At 62.1% G+C, this 23532-nt stretch carries 21 protein-coding genes; 12 read left to right on the top strand and 9 right to left on the bottom strand.

Going from position 1 to position 23532, the window contains the following annotated elements:
* Positions 1–123 precede the first annotated feature (123 nt).
* From rarD to AB4O05_RS02125, 5 genes are all read right to left on the bottom strand, one after another.
* The gene (gene rarD, locus AB4O05_RS02145) at positions 124–1008 is read right to left on the bottom strand and encodes an EamA family transporter RarD (RefSeq protein WP_460133492.1); all 885 of its coding nucleotides are present in this window, start codon (positions 1006–1008) and stop codon (positions 124–126) included.
* A gap of 265 nt (positions 1009–1273) precedes the next feature.
* Entirely contained in the window at positions 1274–2248 is a 975-nt protein-coding gene (locus AB4O05_RS02140; RefSeq protein ID WP_460133494.1) for a serine/threonine protein kinase, read from the bottom strand.
* A 178-nt stretch (positions 2249–2426) separates the two neighbouring features.
* Positions 2427–4325, bottom strand: a complete 1899-nt coding sequence (locus AB4O05_RS02135) for a PhoX family protein (protein ID WP_460133495.1) — start codon at positions 4323–4325, stop codon at positions 2427–2429.
* 81 nt (positions 4326–4406) lie between these two features.
* Positions 4407–5171 carry a TOBE domain-containing protein gene (locus AB4O05_RS02130; protein WP_460133497.1) on the bottom strand — a complete coding sequence of 255 codons (765 nt, stop codon included), beginning with the start codon at positions 5169–5171 and terminating at the stop codon, positions 4407–4409.
* 52 nt (positions 5172–5223) lie between these two features.
* On the bottom strand, positions 5224–5961 hold the full coding sequence (locus AB4O05_RS02125) for a double zinc ribbon domain-containing protein (RefSeq protein WP_460133498.1): 738 nt from the start codon (positions 5959–5961) through the stop codon (positions 5224–5226).
* Positions 5962–6053: 92 nt separating this feature from the next.
* Between AB4O05_RS02125 and bioB the strand changes: the two genes are divergently transcribed.
* From bioB to AB4O05_RS02075, 10 genes are all read left to right on the top strand, one after another.
* Entirely contained in the window at positions 6054–7109 is a 1056-nt protein-coding gene (bioB, locus tag AB4O05_RS02120; protein WP_460133499.1) for a biotin synthase BioB, read from the top strand.
* A 141-nt stretch (positions 7110–7250) separates the two neighbouring features.
* Complete coding sequence (gene bioF, locus AB4O05_RS02115; protein ID WP_460164827.1) at positions 7251–8432, top strand: 8-amino-7-oxononanoate synthase; 1182 nt, start codon at positions 7251–7253, stop codon at positions 8430–8432.
* A complete protein-coding gene (locus AB4O05_RS02110) occupies positions 8425–9156 on the top strand; it encodes an alpha/beta fold hydrolase (RefSeq protein WP_460133501.1) in 732 nt (243 codons plus the stop codon). Before bioF ends, AB4O05_RS02110 begins: the two co-directional genes overlap by 8 nt.
* Complete coding sequence (gene bioC, locus AB4O05_RS02105) at positions 9149–9961, top strand: malonyl-ACP O-methyltransferase BioC (protein ID WP_460133503.1); 813 nt, start codon at positions 9149–9151, stop codon at positions 9959–9961. Before AB4O05_RS02110 ends, bioC begins: the two co-directional genes overlap by 8 nt.
* Positions 9958–10638, top strand: coding sequence for a dethiobiotin synthase (gene bioD / locus AB4O05_RS02100; protein WP_460133506.1), 681 nt, complete (start codon positions 9958–9960; stop codon positions 10636–10638). Before bioC ends, bioD begins: the two co-directional genes overlap by 4 nt.
* 105 nt (positions 10639–10743) lie before the next feature.
* The gene (locus tag AB4O05_RS02095) at positions 10744–11025 is read left to right on the top strand and encodes a pyrroloquinoline quinone biosynthesis protein PqqE (protein ID WP_460133508.1); all 282 of its coding nucleotides are present in this window, start codon (positions 10744–10746) and stop codon (positions 11023–11025) included.
* A gap of 239 nt (positions 11026–11264) precedes the next feature.
* Positions 11265–13070, top strand: coding sequence for a phenylacyl-CoA dehydrogenase (locus tag AB4O05_RS02090; RefSeq protein ID WP_460133510.1), 1806 nt, complete (start codon positions 11265–11267; stop codon positions 13068–13070).
* A gap of 203 nt (positions 13071–13273) precedes the next feature.
* The gene (locus AB4O05_RS02085; RefSeq protein ID WP_460133511.1) at positions 13274–14563 is read left to right on the top strand and encodes a GGDEF domain-containing protein; all 1290 of its coding nucleotides are present in this window, start codon (positions 13274–13276) and stop codon (positions 14561–14563) included.
* A gap of 90 nt (positions 14564–14653) precedes the next feature.
* Positions 14654–16426, top strand: coding sequence for an acyl-CoA dehydrogenase C-terminal domain-containing protein (locus tag AB4O05_RS02080; protein ID WP_460133513.1), 1773 nt, complete (start codon positions 14654–14656; stop codon positions 16424–16426).
* Positions 16427–16545: 119 nt separating this feature from the next.
* A complete protein-coding gene (locus AB4O05_RS02075) occupies positions 16546–18324 on the top strand; it encodes an acyl-CoA dehydrogenase C-terminal domain-containing protein (protein ID WP_460133515.1) in 1779 nt (592 codons plus the stop codon).
* Positions 18325–18564: 240 nt separating this feature from the next.
* Here AB4O05_RS02075 and AB4O05_RS02070 read toward each other — a convergent pair whose 3' ends face one another.
* A complete protein-coding gene (locus AB4O05_RS02070; protein ID WP_460133516.1) occupies positions 18565–19467 on the bottom strand; it encodes a LysR family transcriptional regulator in 903 nt (300 codons plus the stop codon).
* Between the two features lie 209 nt (positions 19468–19676).
* On the opposite strand from AB4O05_RS02070, the gene AB4O05_RS02065 reads away from it, so the two are divergent.
* Positions 19677–20942 (top strand): aspartate aminotransferase family protein, encoded by a 1266-nt coding sequence (locus AB4O05_RS02065; RefSeq protein ID WP_460133517.1) that lies wholly within the window; start codon positions 19677–19679, stop codon positions 20940–20942.
* Positions 20943–21124: 182 nt separating this feature from the next.
* Entirely contained in the window at positions 21125–21283 is a 159-nt protein-coding gene (locus tag AB4O05_RS02060) for a YqaE/Pmp3 family membrane protein (protein WP_010207008.1), read from the top strand.
* 5 nt (positions 21284–21288) lie between these two features.
* Here AB4O05_RS02060 and pqqE read toward each other — a convergent pair whose 3' ends face one another.
* From pqqE to pqqC, 3 genes are read right to left on the bottom strand one after another with little or no spacing between them, the layout of a single operon-like run.
* On the bottom strand, positions 21289–22419 hold the full coding sequence (gene pqqE, locus AB4O05_RS02055; protein ID WP_460137707.1) for a pyrroloquinoline quinone biosynthesis protein PqqE: 1131 nt from the start codon (positions 22417–22419) through the stop codon (positions 21289–21291).
* Complete coding sequence (pqqD, locus tag AB4O05_RS02050) at positions 22412–22687, bottom strand: pyrroloquinoline quinone biosynthesis peptide chaperone PqqD (RefSeq protein WP_460133519.1); 276 nt, start codon at positions 22685–22687, stop codon at positions 22412–22414. The genes pqqE and pqqD overlap by 8 nt, the downstream gene beginning before the upstream one ends.
* A complete protein-coding gene (gene pqqC / locus AB4O05_RS02045; RefSeq protein ID WP_460133521.1) occupies positions 22684–23436 on the bottom strand; it encodes a pyrroloquinoline-quinone synthase PqqC in 753 nt (250 codons plus the stop codon). The genes pqqD and pqqC overlap by 4 nt, the downstream gene beginning before the upstream one ends.
* Positions 23437–23532: the final 96 nt, after the last annotated feature.

The following is a 23532-nucleotide window of genomic DNA, read 5'->3' as shown; positions in this document are numbered from 1 at the left end:
GCAAAAAACGAGCAGTTTCAATGGCTTGTGCACAAATGGCGGGGATCAGGTTGTGGATAACCTTGGGGTGGATGTCTGCAAGCCACACCCGCTGTGGCTTGCAGAGGTTTGTACGTTATTTGATCAGCGTTTGCGCAGGGTCAGCCATGCGTCCACGCTGTAGACCGCCAGGCCGGCCCAGATAAAGGCAAAGGCCAGCAGCGTGCTCGGGGCCAGGTGTTCACCGAACAACAGCACGGCTTCCAGCAGCACCAACGTCGGTGCCACGTATTGCAAAAAGCCTAAGGCCGTGTACGGCAGATGCCGTGCGGCGGCGTTGAAGCACACCAGCGGGATCAGCGTCACCGGACCTGCGGCCACCAGCCACCAGGCTTCGGAGGTGCTCCAGAATGCCAGTTGCGCACTGTGGGCAGAAGGATTGAACAGCAACCACGCGACGGCAATCGGTACCAGCATCCAGGTTTCCACCACCAGCCCTGGCAGTGCCTTGACCGGCGCCTGCTTGCGGATCAACCCGTAGAACCCGAACGTCAGTGCCAACACCAGCGACACCCACGGCAAGCTGCCTACCTGCCACACCTGCTGTACCACACCGACGGCGGCGAGCCCGACGGCCACCCATTGCAGGCGACGCAGACGTTCGCCGAGCAGCAGCATGCCCAGCAGCACATTCACCAGCGGGTTGATGTAATAACCCAGGCTCGCTTCGAGCATGCGCCCGCTGTTCACCGACCACACATAGGTCAACCAGTTACCCGCAATCAACGCACCGCTGAGGGCCAGGATCGCCAGGCGCCGGGGGTTATCGCGCAGCTCGCGGAACCAGCCGGGGTGTTTCCAGACCATCAGCAGCAACCCGCCGAACAGCGCCGACCACAGCACGCGGTGCACGATGATCTCGGCGGCGGGTACGCTGGCGATGGCTTTAAAGTAGAGCGGGAACAGACCCCAGGTGACATAGGCGCTCAGGCCCAGGATGTACCCCCTGCGGGGGTTGGCGGCATGCATTGCGAAATCCTTGCTTAGGCAGCTAACAAAGCGCGATTGTAAGGATATTTGTCAGTCCATGGGACCTGCTGTGCTTTTGTAGGCGCCGCGCTTGCCCGCGATAGCATCCCCTCGGTATTACTGAAAGAGCGAGGCGCCTGTATCGCGGGCAAGCCCCAATGCCGTTCAGTTAAGGCCTTTTGTAGGAGCGAGGGGGACGCCTAGTTCCTACAAAAGGCCTTAACTGAACGGCAGTTAGGGCAAGCCGGCTCCTCCAGAAAAGTAGTCAGAAGAGCTTCAGCGGTTCTTCGTTAAGCGCCGAGAGTTGTTCACGCAAGGCCAGCACCTGATCACCCCAATAGCGCTCGCTGCCAAACCACGGAAAACTGTGGGGGAACGCCGGGTCGTCCCAGCGCCGTGCCAGCCAGGCGCTGTAGTGCATCAGGCGCAAGGCGCGCAGCGGTTCGATCAGGGCCAGTTCACGCGGGTCGAAGTCGTGGAACTCCTGGTAACCGTCCATCAATTCCGACAATTGCCCCAGGCATTCCTGGCGATCGCCGGCGAGCATCATCCACAGGTCCTGCACGGCCGGGCCCATGCGGCAGTCGTCGAGGTCGACGATGTGGAACATCTCGTCGCGGCACATCATGTTGCCGGGGTGGCAATCGCCGTGCATGCGGATGTTCTTGTGCGGCGTCGCCTTGTACACCTCTTCCACGCGCTTGAGCAGGTCGCGGGCCACGGACTCGTAGGCCGGCAGCAGGCTCTTGGGAATGAAATTGCCTTCGAGCAGGGTGGTGAGGGAATCGTGACCGAAGTTCTTCACCCCGAGGGCTTCGCGGTGTTCGAACGGGCGAGTGGAACCCACCGCGTGCAAGCGGCCGAGCAATTGCCCGAGGCGATACAGTTGGTCGAGATTGCCCGGCTCCGGCGCACGGCCGCCGCGACGAGGGAACAGGGTGAAGCGGAAACCGGCGTGTTCGAACAGGCTTTCGCCGTTGTGGATCATCGGCGCGACCACCGGCACGTCGCAATCGGCCAGTTCGAAGGTGAAGCGGTGTTCTTCGAGGATCGCTTCGTTGGTCCAGCGCTGGGGGCGATAGAACTTGGCGATCAGCGGTTCGGAGTCTTCGATGCCCACCTGATACACGCGGTTTTCGTAGCTGTTGAGCGCCAGAACGCGAGCATCGCTGAGGAAACCGATGCTTTCGACCGCGTCGAGTACCAGATCAGGGGTGAGTGTTTCAAACGGATGGGCCATGCGAACTCCTGCGCGCAGCAGGGCGCCGCGTCCGGCCCGGTATGGTAACGCACCGGGCTTGAGATAGGGGGCGGCTGTGCGGACGCTTTCGCGAGCAAGCCCGTTCCCACATTCGACCGCATTTGCATCATGGCACTCGGTCGAATGTGAGAGCGGGCTTGCTCGCGAAGAGGGTTTATCAGGCGCCGACGATGCCGCCGTCATCCCGCCGAATCGCCATCACCGACGAACGCGGCTTGCCATTGGGCAGGTGCTCCGGCCAGGTCGAGCCACCGGTTTCACCCGGATGCTGAATCCCCACAAACAGAGTTTTCTGATCCGGCGAGAAGCTGATCCCCGTCACTTCACATGCCACCGGCCCGACCATGAAGCGGCGGATTTCGCCGGTGTTCGGGTCGGCGCAGAGCATCTGGTTATTGCCCATGCCAGCAAAATCACCGGCGTTGCTGTAGTCGCCGTCGGTGAGAATCCACAGGCGCCCGGCCTTGTCGAAGCCCAGGCCATCGGGGCTGTTGAACATGTTCTGCGGGTTGATGTTGGACGAGCCGCCCTTGGACTTGCCGGCGTGAACGCCCGGGTTGCCGGCCACCACGAACAGGTCCCAGCTGAAGTCCGCGGCGCCGTGGTCGGAGGCGTTGGCCTTCCAGCGCAGGATCTGGCCATAGACGTTCTTCTCGCGAGGGTTGGGCCCGCCCACCGGTTGGCCTTCTTCTCCGCGCTTGGCGTTGTTGGTCAGGGTGCAATACACCTGGCCATCGGCGGGGCTGACCACGATCCATTCCGGGCGGTCCATGCGCGTGGCCTTGACCACGCTGGCGGCCATGCGCGCGTGGATCAGCACTTCGGCCTGGCTGGCGAAACCCGTGCTGGCGTCGATGCCGTTCTTGCCATGGGTCAGCTCCACCCACTGGCCCTTGCCCTTGGGATGATCGGCATCGCCATCGCCCGCGTCGAAGATCGCCACATACAAGGTGCCGTGGTCGAGCAGGTCTTTGTTGGCCTTGGGGTTCTTGTGGTTGATCTTGTCGCGGCTGACGAACTTGTAGATGAACTCGCCGCGTTCGTCGTCGCCCATGTACACCACGGCGCGGCCGTCACGGGTTTCGGCCAGGGCCGCGTTTTCGTGTTTGAAGCGGCCCAGGGCGGTGCGTTTGACTGGGGTTGATTGCGGGTCGAACGGGTCGATTTCCACCACCCAGCCATGGCGATTGAGTTCGTTGGGGTTCTTGGCGATGTCGAAGCGCGGGTCGTGCAGGTGCCAGTTGATCTCTTTGCTGGCGGCCACCACGCCGTAGCGTTTCTGCCCGGCGTCGAACGCCTGCTGTGGGTTGCTGCTGCCGAAGCAGTCGGTGAAGTTCTCTTCGCAGGTCAGGTAAGTGCCCCACGGAGTCTGGCCGTTGGCGCAGTTCTGGAATGTACCGAGGACTTTTTTGCCGGACTTGTCGGCGCTGGTTTTCAGCCAGTCGTGGCCGGCGGCGGGACCGCTCAGGCGGATCGGCGTGTTGCCGTGGATGCGTCGGTTGTAGCGCGAGTCCTGAACGAACTGCCAGGTGTCGCCCTTGCGATGCACTTCGATCACCGACACGCCTTCACTGGCCAGGGCCTTGCGCACGTCTTCGGCCGATTGCGGGGCGCCGCCGTGGGCATAGAGGTAGCGATAGTTGGTGTATTCGTTGTTGATCGCCATCAGCGCGCGGTTGTCGTCACCGGGGAAGGCGAACAGGCTCATGCCATCGTTGTTGTCGCCGAACTGCTGCTCCTGGGCCTTGGCCGTGCCATTGCCGGAGGGGTCGAAGGCCGGGGCATTCTTGTGCAGCGGCTGGCCCCAACTGATCAGTATCGAAGCGCTGTAGCCCGGCGGCAGGGTGATGGTGTCGCTGGTGGCGGCGGCGATGCTGGTGAACCCCAGCAGCGGGCTGGCGAAGGCCGCGTTCACGGCCAGGGCGCTGCGACTGAGCAGGTTGCCGCCCAGGAACATCGCGGCGCCGCACAGTGCGCCGGCGCCGATAAAGCGTCGGCGGGTGAGGCCGACCATCTGTTCGAGGTCGGTGGCTTGGTTCTCTTCTAACAGGCTCATCACGGGCTCCTTGAGTGCTTTTTGCAAACACCTTAAGCAGCGGCCGTGACGAAATTGTTGCAGTTTGAAGGCGGGCGCGACTTACAACGGGGTGCCGAGCAACACATGGCTGGGGGCGAATTGCACCCGGATCGCCGCGCCTGTGGTGGCGCCACAGGCCAAGAGTGCCTCGGGCTGCGCCAGGGCGCATAAAACCACGCCGTTGGGCAGGGCGATGCGTACTTCGCTGGGGCCGTCCTCGGCGTCGAGAATTGCGCTGACGGTGCCGCTCATACAATTGTGTCCAGGTGTTGCAGAGGCCTGCGGCGCCAGCAAGTTAAGCCAGCCGGCCTTGATCAGGGCAACAACCTCCACGCCCTGCTCCAACTCCAGCCGTTGCGTGCTGTCGTGGGTGATTTGTGCGCTGAGGGTCAGCCCGCCCGCCAGCTGCAGCTGGATCAGGTCGTTGCGGCCACGGTGTTCAATCGCGATCACCTGGCCATGCAACTGGTTGCGCGCGCTGGTGCGCAGCATCAAGCGGCCGAGCAGGCTGAAGTCGCTGGCGGCTTCGTCCGAGCCCAGCACCTGGGCTTGCACCACCTGCAGGCGCTGGTAGAGGCGCAACACCCGTTCACCTTCGGGTGTGAGCCTGGCTCCGCCACCGCCTTTGCCGCCGACGCTGCGCTCCACCAACGGTTTTTGCGCGAGGTTGTTCAGTTCATCAATCGCGTCCCAGGCAGCCTTGTAACTCAGGCCGGCGCTTTTGGCGGCGCGCGTGATGGAGCCCTGCTCGGCGATATGGGCGAGCAGGGCGATGCGCTGGGGACGACGCACGATATGTTGGCTGAGCAAGGTCGGTAGAGACATGGGCGCACGCTGTGTGGGAATGAGCGGACGTTGCGGCTGCCCGGCATGAGAGTCAAGTGTCTGGCTTGGGTGTGCGGGCCAGGCAATACACGTCAACCTGGCGCGCGCCAGCGTCCATCAGCAGCCGCGCCAGGCTGTGGGCAGTGGCGCCAGTGGTGAGCACGTCGTCTACCACCGCCATGTGACGGTCGCGCACCTGGGCAGCGGTTGCCAGGGCGAAGGCACCGAGCAGGTTGCGCTTGCGGGTCTTGGCGTCGAGGGCTTGTTGCGCGACGGTTTCATTGGGACGTAACAACAGGTGTTCATCGTAGGGGATATTCAGGTCGGCGCTGAGCCAGCGCGCCAGCATCAGCGCCTGGTTGTAGCCCCGTTTGCGCAGGCGCTTGCGAGCCAACGGCACGGGCAGCAGGCAGTCGGGGCGGCAGAGTTCGGCGCTGTCGAAGCGATGGTGCAGGTGTTGACTCAGTAAGCGCCCCAGCAGGTGGCCAAGGGGCCAGCGTGACTGGTGCTTGAAGCGGTTGATCAGGCTGTCGACGGGAAAGCTGTAGGTCAAGGGGGCGATCACCTGTGTGAACGCAGGCGGATGGTGCTGGCATTGGCCACAGGTCAGGCCGTCGAGTGGCAGGGGCAGGGCGCAGACTTTGCACTGCTCCATCAGCCAGGGCAGCTCGGTTTCGCACGCGTTGCACACGGCATCGGCGGTTTCGGTGGGTTCATCGCAGACCAAACAGGTTTGTGTGTTTTTTAACCAGATGTAGCCTTCGTGGTTTTGCCTCGGTTGACAGTGCATGCATCTTCCTTAAATATGCCGAGCATCCGTGTCGCGCCTGTGGGTATTGACCTTCCCGCAGCGCTTGCCCAAGCATAATCAAGGAATCGCCCATGAGCGCCAGCACCACTGCCACCCTGCGTCACGATTGGTCCCTGGCCGAAGTCAAAGCACTGTTCGTGCAGCCATTCAATGACCTGCTGTTCCAGGCGCAGACCGTGCACCGCGCGCATTTCGACGCCAACCGCGTGCAGGTGTCGACGCTGCTGTCGATCAAGACCGGCGCCTGCCCGGAAGATTGCAAATATTGTCCGCAGTCGGGCCACTACAACACTGGCCTGGAAAAAGAAAAACTGATGGAGGTGCAGAAGGTCCTCGAAGAGGCCGCCCGCGCCAAGGCCATCGGGTCGACCCGCTTCTGCATGGGCGCCGCCTGGAAGCACCCGTCGGCCAAAGACATGCCCTACGTGCTGCAGATGGTCAAAGGGGTGAAGGCCATGGGCCTGGAAACCTGCATGACCCTTGGCCGTCTCGACCAGGACCAGACCGAAGCCCTGGCCCAGGCCGGCCTCGACTACTACAACCACAACCTTGATACGTCGCCGGAGTTCTACGGCAGCATCATCACCACCCGCACCTACAGCGAACGCCTGCAAACCCTGGCCTACGTGCGGGATTCGGGGATGAAGATCTGCTCCGGCGGCATCCTCGGCATGGGCGAGTCCCTCGACGACCGCGCCAACCTGCTGATCCAGCTGGCCAACCTGCCGGAGCATCCGGAGTCGGTGCCGATCAACATGCTGGTGAAAGTCGCCGGTACGCCGCTGGAGAATGCCGAAGACATCGACCCATTCGATTTCATCCGCATGCTCGCGGTCGCGCGCATCCTGATGCCGAAGTCCCATGTGCGTTTGTCCGCCGGCCGTGAAGCCATGAACGAGCAGATGCAGGCCCTGGCGTTTTTCGCCGGCGCCAATTCGATCTTCTACGGCGACAAACTGCTGACCACCGCCAACCCGCAGGCCGACAAGGACATGCAACTGTTCGCGCGCCTGGGCATCCTGCCGGAAGCCCGTGAAGAACACGCCGATGAAGTGCATCAGGCGGCGATCGAGCAGGCGTTGGTGGAGCAAAAGAGCAGCGAGCAGTTCTATAACGCCGCCATTTGATTGCAATTTAATCCAAATGTGGGAGCTGGTTTGCCTGCAATAGCGGTCTGTCAGGCACGTCAAGGTTGAATATGCCGCTGTCATCGCAGGCAAGCTCAGCTCCCACATTGGATCGAGTCCACCTGATCTGCCGAGGCCTGCATGTCTTTCGATCTCGCCGCGCGCCTCGCTGCCCGCCGTGCCGAACACCTTTATCGTCAACGCCCTTTGCTCCAGAGCCCTCAAGGCCCGGAAGTGGTGGTGGACGGCCAGCCTCTGTTGGCGTTCTGCAACAACGATTACCTGGGCCTGGCCAATCACCCGCAGGTGATTGAAGCCTGGCGCGCCGGTGCCGCCCGTTGGGGCGTGGGCGGTGGCGCGTCGCACCTGGTGGTCGGGCATGCCACGCCGCACCATGAGCTGGAAGAGGCCTTGGCCGATCTGACCGGTCGCCCGCGCGCCTTGCTGTTTACCACTGGCTACATGGCCAACCTCGGTGCGGTTACGGCGCTGGTGGGGCAGGGCGACACCGTGCTGGAAGACCGACTCAACCACGCCTCTTTGCTGGATGCGGGCTTGCTGTCCGGGGCGCGCTTCAATCGCTACCTGCATAACGACGCCGCCAGCCTGGCCAAGCGCCTGGAGAAAGCCACCGGCAATACCCTGGTGGTGACCGATGGCGTGTTCAGCATGGACGGCGACCTGGCCGACTTGCCCGCGCTGGCCCGCGAAACCAAGGCCAAGGGCGCCTGGTTGATGGTGGACGACGCCCATGGCTTCGGCCCGCTGGGGGCCAACGGGGGGGGGATTGTCGAGCATTTCGGCTTGAGCCAGGAGGACGTCCCGGTATTGGTCGGCACGCTCGGCAAAGCGTTCGGCACCGCCGGTGCGTTCGTGGCCGGCAGTGAAGAGCTGATCGAAAGCCTGATCCAGTTCTCCCGCCCCTATATCTACACCACCAGCCAACCACCGGCTCTGGCCTGCGCCACGCTGAAAAGCCTGGCGCTGCTGCGCACCGAACATTGGCGGCGTGAACACCTCAATGGTCTGATCCGCCAGTTCCGCCACGGGGCCGAGCAGCTTGGCCTGGATTTGATGGACAGCTTTACGCCGATCCAACCGATCTTGATCGGTGACAGCGCCAGGGCCGTGCGTTTATCGCAGATGCTGCGCGAGCGCGGCTTGATGGTCACCGCGATCCGCCCGCCCACCGTGCCAGCCGGCAGCGCGCGTTTGCGCGTGACATTAACGGCGGCCCACAGCACGGCGCAGGTGCAGCAATTGTTAGACGCATTGGAGGTGTGTTTCCGCTTGCCAGGCACTCCGGAGCCCGACCATGCGTGATCGACTGATATTGCTGCCCGGCTGGGGCCTCGGCGTTTCGCCGCTGGAACCGTTGGCGGCCGCGTTGCAGGGCCTGGACGAGCACCTGCGGGTGCAGATCGAGCCGTTGCCGGCGTTGGACGCCAGCGATCTGGGTGAATGGCTCGACGAGCTCGACGCCACGCTGCCGGATAACGTCTGGTTGGGCGGCTGGTCCCTCGGGGGCATGCTCGCCTCCGAGCTGGCCTCGCGGCGCGGCGAACGCTGCTGTGGCCTGCTGACGCTGGCGAGCAACCCGTGTTTTGTCGCCCATGCTGGCTGGCCGAGCGCGATGCCCGCCGAAACCTTCGACGCCTTCCTCGCCGGTTGTCACGCCGATTCCCAGGTCACCCTCAAGCGCTTCGGGCTGTTGTGTGCCAAGGGCGCTCAAGACCCACGGGGGCTATCGCGCTTGTTGGTCAGCGGTGCGCCGAATACCTCCTCCGGCGTGTTGATGGCCGGGCTGGAACTGCTTGCGCAACTGGACACCCGCGATGCCTTGCAGGCCTACCGAGGCCCGCAACTGCACCTGTTTGCCGGCGGCGATGAGCTGGTGCCCGCTGAAGCCGCCAGCGATCTGGTGGCGTTGTTGCCTGATGTTGAAATCGGTCTGATTGAACAGGCCGGTCACGCTTTTATTCTGGAAGACCCCCATGGTGTGGCGGGGGCCATCCAGGCTTTTTTGCATGAGTGTGTTGATGACTGATCTTTCCCGTCCGCCTCTGCCGGGCGCCTTGCCGGACAAGCGCCAGGTGGCGGCCTCATTCTCCCGTGCAGCGGCCAGTTACGACAGCGTCGCTGAATTGCAGCGAGCAGTGGGGCATGAACTGCTATCGCGTCTGCCGCCGGTTTATGCGCTACAACGTTGGCTGGATATGGGCTGCGGCACGGGTTACTTCAGCCGCGTGTTAGCTGAACGCATGCCGGCGAGCCAAGGCGTGGCGCTGGATATTGCCGAGGGCATGCTTACCCATGCGCGCCCTTCAGGTGGCGCGCAGCACTTCATTGCAGGCGATGCGGAGCGCTTGCCGCTGAAGGCTGACAGCTTCGAGCTGCTTTTTTCCAGCCTGGCGGTGCAATGGTGCGCGAACTTCGACGCGGTGCTCAGCGAGGCCAGGCGCGTCCTGCAACCGGGCGGAGTACTGGCCTTTGCCAGTCTGTGCACGGGCACCCTGGATGAGCTGCGCGAAAGCTGGCGCGCCGTGGATGGCCTGGTGCACGTCAACCGTTTCCGCACCTTTGAGGCTTATCAGCAGCTGTGCGCGAGCAGCGGTTTGCGTGTGATCAGTCTGGAACGGCGCCCCCACGTGCTGCACTATCCGGATGTGCGCAGCCTGACCCATGAATTGAAGGCCCTCGGCGCACACAATCTCAACCCCGGGCGCCCCGGTGGGTTGACGGGCCGCGCGCGGATTGCTGCACTGGTACACGCGTATGAGCAGTTCCGCCAGGCCCAGGGCCTGCCGGCGACTTACCAAGTGGTGTATGCCGTACTGGAGAAACCGCAATGAGCGCCGCTTATTTCATCACCGGCACTGACACCGATGTGGGCAAGACCACCGTTGCCGCCGGCCTGCTGCACGCGGCACGCCAAGCCGGCAGAAGCACCGCGGCCGGCAAGCCGGTGGCCTCCGGCTGCACGCTGACGCCCAAGGGTTTGCGCAATGCCGATGCCCTGGCGCTGCTGGCGGAGTGTTCATTGCCGCTCAGTTATGCCGAGGTCAACCCGGTGGCGTTCGAACCGGCCATCGCACCGCATTTGGCGGCGCGGGAGGCGGGGGTTTCGCTGACGGTGCAATCGTTGCTCAAGCCCATGCAGCAGATTCTGGCGCTGCAAGCGGATTTCACCCTGATCGAAGGCGCCGGTGGCTGGCGGGTGCCCCTGGCGGATCAGGACAATCTCTCGGACCTGGCCATGGCACTCAAGCTACCGGTGATCCTGGTGGTGGGCGTGCGCCTGGGCTGTATCAGCCACGCGCTGCTCACCGCCGAAGCCATCGCGCGGGACGGTTTGCCGTTGGCGGGATGGGTGGCGAATATCATCGACCCCAAGACCTCCCGTCTGGAAGAAAACCTCGCCACCCTGGCCGAGCGGCTGCCCGCGCCATGCCTGGGGCGTGTGCCCAAACTCAAGCACGCCGGGGCCGAGGCCGTGGCGCACTACTTGCAACTGGACCTGCTTGACTGATTTTGGCTATCGCCAAGGCAATGTGCCATTAGTGTTTTTGACGGGTGTTTTGCCACGATCTCTGCTTCAATCATCTCTCACGATTCTCTAAAGGCAGGCTTAGCCATGGAAATCTCTGGAAGCAGCGCGTTTTATTCAGGCCTGAACACCATTCAGTCCGGGCAGAACCGTGTCGACCAGGCCGCCGGCAAGATCGCCAGTGCCGCGACCAGCCAACCGTCGGACGCTCAGAATGATCGCTTGCAGGCGGTCAATCGCGGCCAGCCGACAAACTCCGCCAGCAATATGGTGGAACTGGCCGAAGGCAAGTTTCAGGTCGAGCTGGGTGCCAAAGTCGCCAAGGCCTCGAATGAAATGCTCGGCACCCTGATCGATACCTACGCTTAATCCCCTCTGTGTCCCCCCGGCTTCGTCCTGAAGCCGGGCGTGCTTGTGTCAACCTCCCTATTTTCTGAATGCCTTGTGGTATCGCGCCGCAGGCTTGCTCGTGCGTGTCATGACAAACGGCAGCGGGACGACGCTTGACATCCCCAGGTCGTAAACGTATGTTTCAAACACCTGTTTGACCGCCACAATAAATTCCACGCGGTTGTTCATTCCAGCTACATCAGCAGAGGTTTATCGCTATGCCTGACTACAAGGCCCCCTTGCGTGATATTCGCTTCGTTCGTGACGAACTGCTTGGCTATGAAGCGCACTATCAGAGTCTGCCGGCTTGCCAGGACGCTACCCCGGACATGGTTGACGCCATCCTTGAAGAGGGCGCCAAGTTTTGTGAGCAAGTGCTGGCACCGCTGAACCGCGTGGGCGACATGGAAGGGTGCACCTGGAGCGAGTCGGGCGTTAAGACCCCGACGGGTTTCAAGGAAGCCTACAAGCAATTCGTCGAAGGCGGCTGGCCGAGCCTGGCTCACGATGTGGAGCACGGTGGCCAAGGCCTGCCGGAATCCCTGGGCCTGGCTGTCAGCGAAATGGTCGGCGAAGCCAACTGGTCGTGGGGCATGTACCCAGGCCTGTCCCATGGTGCGATGAACACCATCTCCGAGCACGGTACTCCCGAGCAGCAGGAGGCCTACCTGACCAAACTGGTGTCGGGTGAATGGACCGGCACCATGTGCCTGACCGAGCCACACTGCGGCACCGACCTGGGCATGCTGCGCACCAAGGCCGAACCTCAGGCCGACGGTACCTACAAAGTTTCCGGCACCAAGATCTTCATCTCGGCCGGTGAACACGACATGGCCGACAACATTGTGCACATCGTGCTGGCCCGCCTGCCGGACGCACCGGCTGGTACCAAAGGCATCTCGCTGTTCATCGTGCCGAAATTCCTGCCGAACGCCGATGGTTCGATCGGTGCGCGCAACGCGGTGAGTTGTGGCTCGCTGGAACACAAGATGGGCATCCACGGTAACGCTACCTGCGTGATGAACTTCGACGCGGCCACCGGTTTCCTGATCGGCCCGGCGAACAAAGGCCTGAACTGCATGTTCACCTTTATGAACACCGCTCGCCTGGGTACCGCGCTGCAAGGCCTGGCCCACGCCGAGATAGGCTTCCAGGGCGGCCTGAAATACGCGCGTGATCGCCTGCAAATGCGTTCCCTGACTGGCCCGAAAGCGCCGGAAAAGGCCGCTGACCCGATCATCGTGCACCCCGACGTGCGCCGCATGCTGCTGACCATGAAGGCTTTCGCCGAAGGCAACCGGGCGATGGTGTACTTCACCGCCAAGCAAGTGGACATCGTCAAGTACGGCACCGACGACGAAGCCAAGAAACAGGCCGATGGCCTGCTGGCTTTCATGACCCCGATTGCCAAAGCGTTCATGACCGAAGTCGGTTTTGAATCGGCCAACCACGGCGTGCAGATCTATGGCGGCCACGGCTTTATCGCCGAGTGGGGCATGGAGCAGAACGTGCGCGACAGCCGCATCTCGATGTTGTACGAAGGCACCACCGGTATCCAGGCGCTGGACCTGCTCGGCCGTAAAGTGCTGATGACCCAGGGCGAGGCGCTCAAGGGCTTCACCAAGATCGTGCACAAGTTCTGCCAGGCCAACGAAGGCAACGAAGCGGTTCAGGAGTTCGTTACACCGCTGGCTGCGCTGAACAAAGAGTGGGGCGAGTTGACCATGAAGGTCGGCATGGCGGCGATGAAGGATCGTGAAGAAGTCGGTGCCGCTTCGGTGGATTACCTGATGTACTCCGGTTATGCATGCCTGGCTTACTTCTGGGCCGACATGGCGCGCCTGGCGGCCGAGAAACTGGCGGCCGGCACCACCGAAGAAGCGTTCTACACCGCCAAGCTGCAGACTGCGCGCTTCTACTTCCAGCGCATCCTGCCACGTACCCGTACTCACGTGGCCACCATGCTGTCGGGCGCCAACAACCTGATGGACATGAAAGAAGAGAACTTCGGCCTGGCTTACTAAGCCTCACCGGGTTCTCCTGAAAACCGCCGCTTCCTTCGGGAAGCGGCTTTTTTTTGCACGATAAAAAACCACCGCACAGCGCTCAGGGATTGCCTTCGGCTGCCGTTACAGTGATGGCAATATGATGCATGCCAGGCGGATTGTGCTTAACTGGTTGAATAGAGGCACGGTGCCATCATCCTTTGTGGGTCGGAGTTTTACCCTTGTCGCGCGCGTCCGCTGTACGTTTGAGTCATTTCCTCCCTTCGGTGCTGCTGTTGCTGGCCGGGCTTTCGGCTGCGTACGTCAAGGATCTCAACGTCTTCTTCACCTCGCTGTTCAATGTATTGCCGACCTTGGTGCTGTTGCTCGGTGGTTCGTATTGCGCGGTGTACCGGCGCCAGCGCGAACTGTTCCTGATGATCACGGTGTATGTCGTCTACTTCCTGCTGGACACCCAGACCGACTTCTACCGCGACAATGGCCGCGTGCGCGAAGACGCCGCCGTGGTGTTTCACCTGTGTTGCCTGCTGTTGCCGCTGCTGTTCAGTATCTACGCGCTGTGGCAGGAGAAAACCCACCTGTTCCGCGACCTCGTCGCCCGTTGCGCGGTGCTGTTGGCCCTGGGCTGCGTGGCGTTGGCGCTGGAGCAGAGTTATCCCCAGGCGTTGCTGAACTGGCTGGCGGAGATTCGCTGGCCGGCTCTGCATGGCACCTGGATGAGCCTGATTCAGCTGTCCTACCCGATGTTCCTGATCGGTTTCCTGACCCTCGTGGCGCAGTACTGGTACCAGCCGCGGCCATTGCATGCGGCGCAACTGGTGGGGTTGCTGGGACTGTTCTGGATGCTGCCGAAGACCTTCATCCTGCCGTTTACCCTGAATATCATGTGCAGCCAGGTGATGCTGATGATCGCCGCCGGCGTGGCCCATGAGGCGTATCAGATGGCCTTCCGCGACGAGCTGACCGGCTTGCCAGGGCGCCGAGCCCTCAATGAACGCATGCAGCGGCTGGGGCGTAACTATGTGTTGGCGATGACCGACGTCGATCACTTCAAGCGCTTCAACGACACCCATGGCCACGATGTGGGCGACCAGGTGCTGCGCCTGGTGGCGAGCAAACTGTCCAAGGTCAATGGCGGCGGGCGGGCCTACCGATACGGCGGTGAAGAGTTCGCCGTGGTGTTTGCCGGCAAGACCCTGGATGAGTGCATGCCGCACCTGGAGGACATCCGCGAGATCGTCGCCAATTACGCGATCAAGTTGCGCGACTCGGACCGCCCTCAAGACGATAGTCAGGGCCGGCAACGCCGCGCGGGCAGCGGCGCGTCGAGTGTGTCGGTGACCGTCAGCATCGGCGTGGCCGAGCGCCAGATCGAGCAGCGCAGCCCTGAAGAAGTGCTCAAATCCGCCGACCAGGCGCTGTACGCGGCCAAGGGCGCGGGGCGTAACTGCGTGGTGGCAGCGGGGCAGACCCGCCGTGGCGCGGTGCGCATGGAGGGCGCTGCCGGTTGAGTGATGGTGCTGTATTCAGCAGCCCTACAGTGATTGTTCTGGTGGGTGGCCGGCAGTAGGTTGAAACGATCTGCCGTCGGAGATACCACCATGCCTGAGTACAAAGCTCCCCTGCGCGACATGCGCTTTCTGATCGACAACGTGTTTGACTTCCACGGCCACTACGCCGCGCTGGGGGCGACGGATGCCAGCCCGGACATGGTCGGCGCGATCCTCGAAGAAGGCGCGAAATTCTGCGAGAACGTGCTCTCGCCGCTCAATCGCAGCGGCGATGAAGAAGGCTGCCATTTCGACAGTGGCGTCGTGACGACACCCAAGGGTTTCAAGGAAGCCTTCGCCCAATACGTGGAAGGCGGCTGGCACGGTGTGGCGGCAGACCCGGCCTACGGCGGCCAGGGCTTGCCCCAGTCCCTGGGCCTGGTGCTCAGCGAGATGATCGGCTCCAGCAATACCTCCTGGGGCATGTACCCCGGCCTGACTCATGGCGCTATGTCGGCGATCCATGCCCACGGCACCGCAGAGCAAAAAGACACCTACCTGAGCAAACTGACGGCCGGCGAATGGACCGGCACCATGTGCCTCACCGAAGCCCATTGCGGCACCGACCTGGGCCTGATCAAGACCCGCGCCGTGCCCCAGGCGGACGGCAGTTACGCATTGACCGGCAGCAAGATCTTCATCTCGGCCGGCGAACACGACATGAGCGCCAATATCATCCACCTGGTGCTGGCCAAGCTGCCGGATGCGCCGGCGGGCACCAAGGGCATCTCGCTGTTTATCGTGCCCAAGTTCCACGCGGACTCGGGCGAACGCAACGCCGTGCATTGCGGCTCCATCGAACACAAGATGGGCATCAAGGCTTCGGCCACCTGCGTGCTGAACTTCGACGGTGCCAGGGGCTTCTTGATTGGCGAAGCCAACAAAGGCCTCAACTGCATGTTCACCATGATGAACCACGCGCGCCTGGGCACGGGCATGCAAGGCCTGTGCAACGGCGAAGCGAGCTTCCAGGGCGCGATCAAATACGCCCGCGAGCGCCTGCAAATGCGCTCGCTGACGGGCGCCAAGGCCCCGGACAAGCCGGCCGACCCGATCATCGTGCACGCCGATGTGCGCCGCATGCTGCTGACCATGAAGGCCTTCAACGAGGGCAACCGCGCGCTGACCTATTTCACCGCGCAATTGCTCGACACCGCGCACCTGAGCCGTGACGCCAGCCAGCGCCAGGACGCCGAAGACCTGCTGGCGTTCCTTACGCCCATCTGCAAAGCCTTTATGACCGACACCGGGCTGGAAGTGACCAACCACGGCATGCAGGTTTTCGGCGGCCATGGCTATATCCGCGAATGGGGCATGGAGCAATTGGCGCGCGATGCCCGAATCGCGCCGATCTACGAAGGTACCAACGGCATCCAGGCCCTGGACCTGCTGGGGCGCAAGGTGCTGGGTAGCCAGGGCAAGTTGCTGCGCGGCTTCACCAAAATCGTGCACAAGTTCTGTGCGGCGAATGCCGAGCATCCGCAGCTCAAGGCATACGTAGCGCAGCTCGATCAACTGAATCAGGAGTGGGGCGAACTGACCACCCAGGTCGGTATGGCTGCGATGAAGAACCCTGATGAGGTGGGCGCCGCCGCCGTGGATTACTTGATGTACAGCGGCTACATCATCCTTGCCTACCTTTGGTTGCGCATGGCGATTGCCGCGCAGGGCCAGGACGATGTCGAGTTTGCCAAGGCCAAACTGGCCACCTGTGAGTTCTACTTCAAGCGCCTGCTGCCGCGTACCGCATCCCATCGCGCGGCGGTGGAAGCGGGCAGCGAGTGCCTGATGAGTCTGTCGGCGGAGGCATTTGCACTGCAGTGACCTAAAAATACCAATCAGTCACAAGTGGACCCTATGTGTCTGAAAAGTTGTTCGGGTACACTCGGAGCCTGTAAAACCGATCCTATCGAATCACTTTTCACGTTCTCACGAGGTTTGCCATGGCTGATTACAAAGCGCCGCTGCGTGATATGCGCTTCGTCCTCAACGAAGTGTTTGAGGTCGCCGACACTTGGGCCCGATTGCCGGCGTTGGCAGACACCGTCGACGCTGAAACCGTCGAGGCGATACTCGAGGAAGCCGGCAAAGTCACCGCCAAGTCCATCGCCCCGCTCAGCCGCGGCGGCGATGAGCAAGGCTGCCGCTGGGACAACACCGCTGTATTTACCCCGGACGGTTTTCCACACGCCTACAAAACCTACGCCGAAGGTGGCTGGGTGGGCGTCGGCGGTGATCCGGTGTTTGGCGGCATGGGCATGCCCAAGGCGGTGTCGGCGCAGGTGGAAGAGATGATCAACTCGTCGAGCCTGGCGTTCGGCCTTTACCCGATGCTGACCTCCGGCGCTTGCGTGTCGATCGCGACCCATGCCAGCGATGAACTCAAGGCCACCTACCTGCCGAAGATGTACTCCGGCGAGTGGGCCGGCTCCATGTGCCTGACCGAAGCGCATGCCGGTACCGACCTGGGGATGATCCGTACCAAGGCCGAACCGCAGGCGGATGGTTCCTACACGGTCAGTGGCACCAAAATCTTCATCACCGGTGGCGAGCACGATCTCACCGAAAACATTATCCACCTGGTGCTGGCCAAGCTGCCGGATGCGCCGGCCGGGCCCAAGGGCATCTCGCTGTTCCTGGTGCCGAAGTTCATGGTCAATGCCGACGGCAGCCTGGGCGCGCGCAACCCGGTGAGCTGTGGCTCTATCGAACACAAGATGGGGATCCAGGCCTCCGCCACCTGCGTGATGAACTTCGACGCAGCCGTGGGTTACCTGGTGGGCGAGCCTAACCGTGGTTTGGCGGCGATGTTCACCATGATGAACTATGAGCGTCTGGGGGTGGGCATCCAGGGGCTGGCATCCGGCGAGCGCTCCTACCAGAACGCGATCGAATATGCCCGCGACCGCCTGCAGAGCCGTGCGCCGACCGGCGCCCAGGCCAAAGACAAAGCGGCCGACCCGATCATCGTCCACCCGGACGTGCGTCGCATGCTGCTGACCATGAAGGCGTCGAACGAAGGTGGCCGTGCGTTCTCCACCTACGTGGCCACGCAGTTGGATATTGCCAAATTCAGCGAAGATCCCGCAGCCCGCGAGCGTGCGGATAACCTGGTGGCGTTGTTGACGCCGGTAGCCAAGGCATTCCTCACCGACCTGGGCCTGGAAACCACGGTGCTCGGCCAGCAGGTGTTCGGCGGCCACGGCTACATCCGTGAGTGGGGTCAGGAGCAACTGGTGCGTGATGTGCGCATCACGCAGATCTACGAAGGTACCAACGGCATTCAGGCCCTGGACTTGATGGGGCGCAAGATCGTCGGCAGCGGTGGCGCGTTCTACACCTTGTTCGCCGACGAGATTCGCCAGTTCGTCGCTGGCGCGGGTCCCGAGTTGGCCGAGTTCAGCGAACCGCTGAGCGCGGCGGTGGATAATCTGGATGAGCTGACGGCCTGGGTACTCGATCGCGCCAAGACCAACGCGAATGAGATCGGCGCGGCGTCGGTGGAATATCTGCATGCGTTTGGCTACATGGCCTATGCCTACATGTGGGCACGTATGGCCAAGGCCGCGTGGGGCAAGGAGGCCGAGGAAGACTTCTACGCCAGCAAGCTGGGCACCGCGCGCTTCTACTTTGCGCGTCTGTTGCCACGCATTCACTCGCTGAGTGCCTCGGTAAAAGCTGGTAGCGAATCACTATTTTTGCTGAATGAAGCCCAGTTCTAAGGGTTTGGAGGGCATGTAAGCAATCTCTTACATGGCGTGCTGCTAATCGTCCTCTATCGCCGAATTGGATCCACCGATAATCTACTTCACATGGACGTCGCGCAGGAAGCGCAAAGCAACAACACGGACACGTAGGATTCTGCCAGGATGGCGGAGTGAAATGGATGTCAGGGAAACAGTCTGCAAAGCCCCGCTTCGGCGGGGTTTTCTTTTGCCCGCGAAAAAGTCAGGGCGCGAAGCTCAGGGCTGTGGTGCCTGCGGGGCATTCATCACGTCTTCCAACAGATTACGCAACAACGCCAGCGTGGCCTGTTGGCGCTGTACATCGCGGCACACCAGACCAACCTTCAGCGGCACTCGCGGTTCACTCAGAGGCTTCCATAACAGCAGCTGGCTGTTGTGTTCATCCTGGGAGCGCCCCGGCAACACCGTCGCCAACTGGGTATTGGGCAGGCTGTCGAGAATCCCCACCATGGTATTCAACTCGGCCTGCACTTGCGGGCGTCGCCCCAGGTTGGAAAGCTGGCCCTGCCAGATCTGCCTGATCTGAAACTCCTCGCCCAGCAGCAGCATCGGTAACTCGGCCGCCTGTTTCAACGAGACCTTCTTGAACTCGCGCAGCGGGTGGTCTTCGGGGATAACCACCTTCAATTCATCTTCATACAGCAGTACGCCGTGCAATCCCGGCTGACGGGGTGGCAGGTAACTGATGCCGATGTCCAGCGAGCCATTAAGCAGGCGCCGTTCAATCTCCAGCCCGGTCAATTCATAGATCTGCACCACCAGGTGCGGCTGGGCCTTGCGCACGCGCTCGAGCATCTGCGGCACCAGGCTGGTGTGCACGGTTTGCAGCACACCGATAGCCAGGGTGCGCAATGCCTGGCCCTTGAAGTTGCGCAGGGCCTCCACGGCTTGTTGCATGCCGTCAATCAACGGCAGTGCGTGGTTGTACAGGGTGTGGGCTGCCAGCGTGGGCAGCAGGCGCTTGCTGCTGCGTTCGAACAGGCTGACATCCAGGTTCTGCTCCAGTTGACGGATCTGTTGTGACAGGGCCGGCTGGGAGATCGACAGTCGTTCAGCGGCACGGCCCACATGGCCTTCCTCATACACCGCGACGAAATAACGCAGTTGCTTAAAATCCATAAGTTTTACTTATCGAAAAAGCTGAAAAATCGAAATGGCCGTTGGCCCCCGGAACGCCTAGTCTAGCGCCTATTCGCAGGGCTTACAGGGCCAAAACGGGCAATGAACAGCGTTTATGTTGATAGTGTTTACATAGGCAATGCAAAAAACCTCGAGGCAATGATTGCGAGGTGCTACGACCCGGCTCCGGTTGCTATCGGGGGTGAGGTGTGAACCTGTTCAACATGCGTCGGCCCGCGCCGAGCCTGGAGGACCTGGTCATGGAGGCGCCGCGCGACGCGTTGTCCAGTGACGCCCTGATGCCTACCATCGCGCGGCCACCTCAGGTCTTTGTGCGCGGCCAGGGGTCCTGGCTGTGGGACAGCGAAGACCATGCCTACCTGGACTTCAGCCAGGGCAGCGCGGCCAACTGCCTCGGTCATAGCCCACAGGTATTGGTCCGCGCCCTGGCCGACCAGACCCAGGCACTGATCAACCCCGGCATGGGCTTGCATAACCGCGCGCAGCTCAATCTGGTCGACCGGCTATGCCATCGCACCGGCAGCGACCAGGCCTACCTGCTCAACAGCGGCGCCGAGGCCTGCGAAGCGGCGATCAAGCTGGCGCGTAAATGGGGCCAACTGCATCGCGGCGGTGCCTATCGCATCATCAGTGCCAGCAACGGTTGCCATGGCCGCAGTTTCGCGGCCCTGGCGGCTTCGGCAAGCAGCCTGGAAAACCGTTTTGAGCCGCAACTGCCCGGTTTCAGCCATGTGCCCTTCAACGACCTGTCGGCCCTGCACGCCGCCGTCGATGCACAAACCGTCGCCATCATGCTTGAACCGATCCAGGGCGCCGGCGTTATCCCCGCGACCGAACACTACCTCAAGGGCGTCGAGCGGCTGTGCCGGGAACTGGGGATCCTGCTGATCCTCGATGAAGTGCAAACCGGTATCGGGCGTTGCGGCACGTTGCTCGCCGAACAGCAATACGGCGTGCGCGCCGACATCATCGCACTGGGCAAGGGCCTGGGCGGCGGTGTGCCATTGGCGGCGCTGCTGGCACGGGGCAAGGCGTGTTGTTTCGAGGTGGGTGAGCTGGAAGGCACCTACCATGGCAACGCGCTGATGGCCTCGGCCGGGCTGGCCGTGCTCGACACGGTGCTGGAGCACGGTTTTCTGGAACACGTACGCGAGTGCGGCCTGCACCTTGGTGAAGGGCTGGCTCGTCTGGCCCACCGTTACGAACATGGGGCATTGCGCGGCCAAGGCCTGATGTGGGGCCTGACATTGTCAGATGATTCTGCAGATGCGGTGGTAAAAGCCGCCTTACAGGAAGGCCTGATCCTCAATACCCCACAACCCGATTGCCTGCGTTTCACCCCAGCGTTGACGGTGAGCAAAAGCAACATCGACGAAATGCTCCTGCGCCTGGCGCGCGCTTTCTCGCGGGTGCGCACCGCGCAATTGCAATGCCGCAAGGGCATCGCCGTGTAACCCCTTATTCCTGAACCGTCTCGCGGTATACGCGGCGCCCCCAGCCTGATTTTTTTGGCTGGGGGCGTTTTTTTGCCTGCTGATTGAAGGGTGGCGCGATGCCGGATCCCACTGAACCCTCACGAACCCCCAAGGTCGATTAGCTACACGGCTCACACGAGCCGATTTTTTGGAGCTGACCCATGGACATCATTCGTATCATCATCGCCATTCTACTGCCGCCACTGGGTGTGTTCCTGCAAGTTGGTTTCGCCGGTGCGTTCTGGCTCAATATCCTGCTGACCTTGTGTGGTTACTTCCCCGGCATCATCCACGCGGTCTACATCATCGCCAAGCGCTGAGGCCTTTAGCCTTTTGCGATGAGCCGTGAGTTGCGCTCATTGCGAAAGGCCAGTTGCTCGATGGTCTGGGTGGCGTGTTCGGCCTCTTCCCGCGCTTGCAGGATGATCCCGTGCTGCTCGGACTTGCTGCACACCGGGTCGGCATTGCTGGCATCCCCCGTCAGCATGAAGGCCTGGCATCGGCAGCCGCCGAAGTCCTTTTCCTTTTCATCGCATGAACGGCAGGGCTCGGGCATCCAGTCGTATCCACGAAAGCGATTGAAGCCAAACGAGTCGTACCAGATGTGCTGCATGCTGTGATCGCGCACATTGGGAAACTGCACCGGCATCTGTCGGGCGCCGTGGCAGGGCAGGGCGGTGCCGTCCGGTGTCACGGTCAAAAAGACACTGCCCCAGCCATTCATGCAGGCTTTCGGGCGCTCCTCATAGTAATCCGGCGTGACGAAGATCAGCTTGCACGGGTGGCCCTCGGCTTCCAGCTTGGCGCGGTATTCGTTGGTGATGCGTTCGGCGCGCACCAACTGATCCTTGGTTGGCAACAGCCCCACACGGTTAAGCTGCGCCCAGCCATAGAACTGGCACGTAGCAAGTTCGACGAAGTCGGCTTCCAGCGCAATGCACAGCTCAATGATGCGGTCGATCTTGTCGATATTGTGCCGGTGGGTGACGAAGTTCAGCACCATCGGATAGCCGTGGGCCTTGACCGCGCGAGCCATTTCCAGCTTTTGCGCGAAGGCTTTTTTCGAGCCGGCCAGCAGGTTGTTCACCTGCTCGTCGCTGGCCTGGAAACTGATCTGGATATGGTCCAGGCCGGCTTTCTTGAAGTCGCTGATCTTCTGCTCGGTAAGGCCGATGCCGGAGGTAATCAGGTTGGTGTAGAACCCCAGTTTACGCGCCTCGGCGATCAGCTCGGCGAGGTCCTGGCGCACCAGCGGTTCACCGCCGGAGAAGCCCAACTGTGCGGCCCCCATCTCACGGGCTTCGCGAAAGACCTTGATCCACTGCTCGGTACTCAGCTCCTTGCCCTGCTCGGCGAAGTCCAGCGGGTTGGAGCAGTACGGACATTGCAACGGGCAGCGGTAGGTCAGCTCGGCCAGCAGCCACAGTGGCAGGCCAATCGCCGGTTTTTCAGGCAAGGGTGATCCAGTGCTCAGCACGGGCGACCTCCATGAATTGCTCGATGTGGTCAACGAGCTCAGGCACAGCGGGGAATTGTTCACCCAGCACAGCGATGATCGCGGCCACGTCGCGCTCGCCGTCGATCAAGCCGCCAATCAGCGCGGCGCTGTAGTTGAGCTTGATCATGCCTTCGGGGTAGAGCAACACATGGCCTTTTTGCGCCGGTTCGTACTGGTAGCGATAACCCTGGCGCCAGGCCGGAATTCTGCTGCGATCAAAGCTCATAGGAGGATCCCTTTATGCCAGACCCGCTGCTCGGTCACGCTGTGATAGGGCGGGCGTTTGAGTTCATAGGCCATGCTCATGGCGTCCAGCATGCTCCACAGGATGTCCAGTTTGAACTGGAGAATTTCCAGCATGCGCTCCTGGCCTTCGCGGGTGGTGTAGTGCTGCAGGGTAATCGCCAGACCGTGCTCTACATCGCGACGGGCCTGGCCCAGGCGGGTGCGGAAGTATTCGTAGCCGGTGGGGTCGATCCAGGGGTAATGCTGCGGCCAACTGTCCAGGCGCGACTGGTGGATCTGCGGCGCAAACAGTTCGGTCAGCGAACTGCTGGCCGCCTCCTGCCAACTGGCACGGCGGGCGAAGTTAACGTAGGCGTCCACCGCAAAACGCACGCCGGGCAACACCAGCTCTTGTGAACGCAGCTGGTCGGGGTCGAGGCCGACGGCCTGGCCCAGGCGCAGCCAGGCTTCGATGCCGCCGTCTTCGCCGGGCGCCCCGTCGTGGTCGAGCAGGCGCTGGATCCACTCGCGACGGATCTCGCGGTCCGGGCAGTTGGCCAGGATCGCGGCGTCCTTCAACGGAATGTTCACCTGATAGTAGAAGCGGTTGGCGACCCAGCCCTGGATCTGCTCGCGGCTGGCGCGCCCTTCGTACATGGCCACGTGGTACGGGTGATGGATATGGTAGAAGGCGCCCTTGGCCCGCAGGGCTTTTTCAAATTCTTCGGTGTTCATCGGTCTATCAGTCATAAGAGGTCTCCTGTAGGAGCGAGCTTGCTCGCGAAGGTCGTTAACGATGACGTGGGCATTCTGAAGGGGCGCGGTGTCCTGGGGTTTTTCGCGGGC

The organism is Pseudomonas sp. S1_G07 (genome assembly GCF_054668565.1).
The sequence above is the reverse complement of the archived record's forward strand: the minus strand, read 5'-3'. Positions and strand labels throughout refer to the sequence as shown.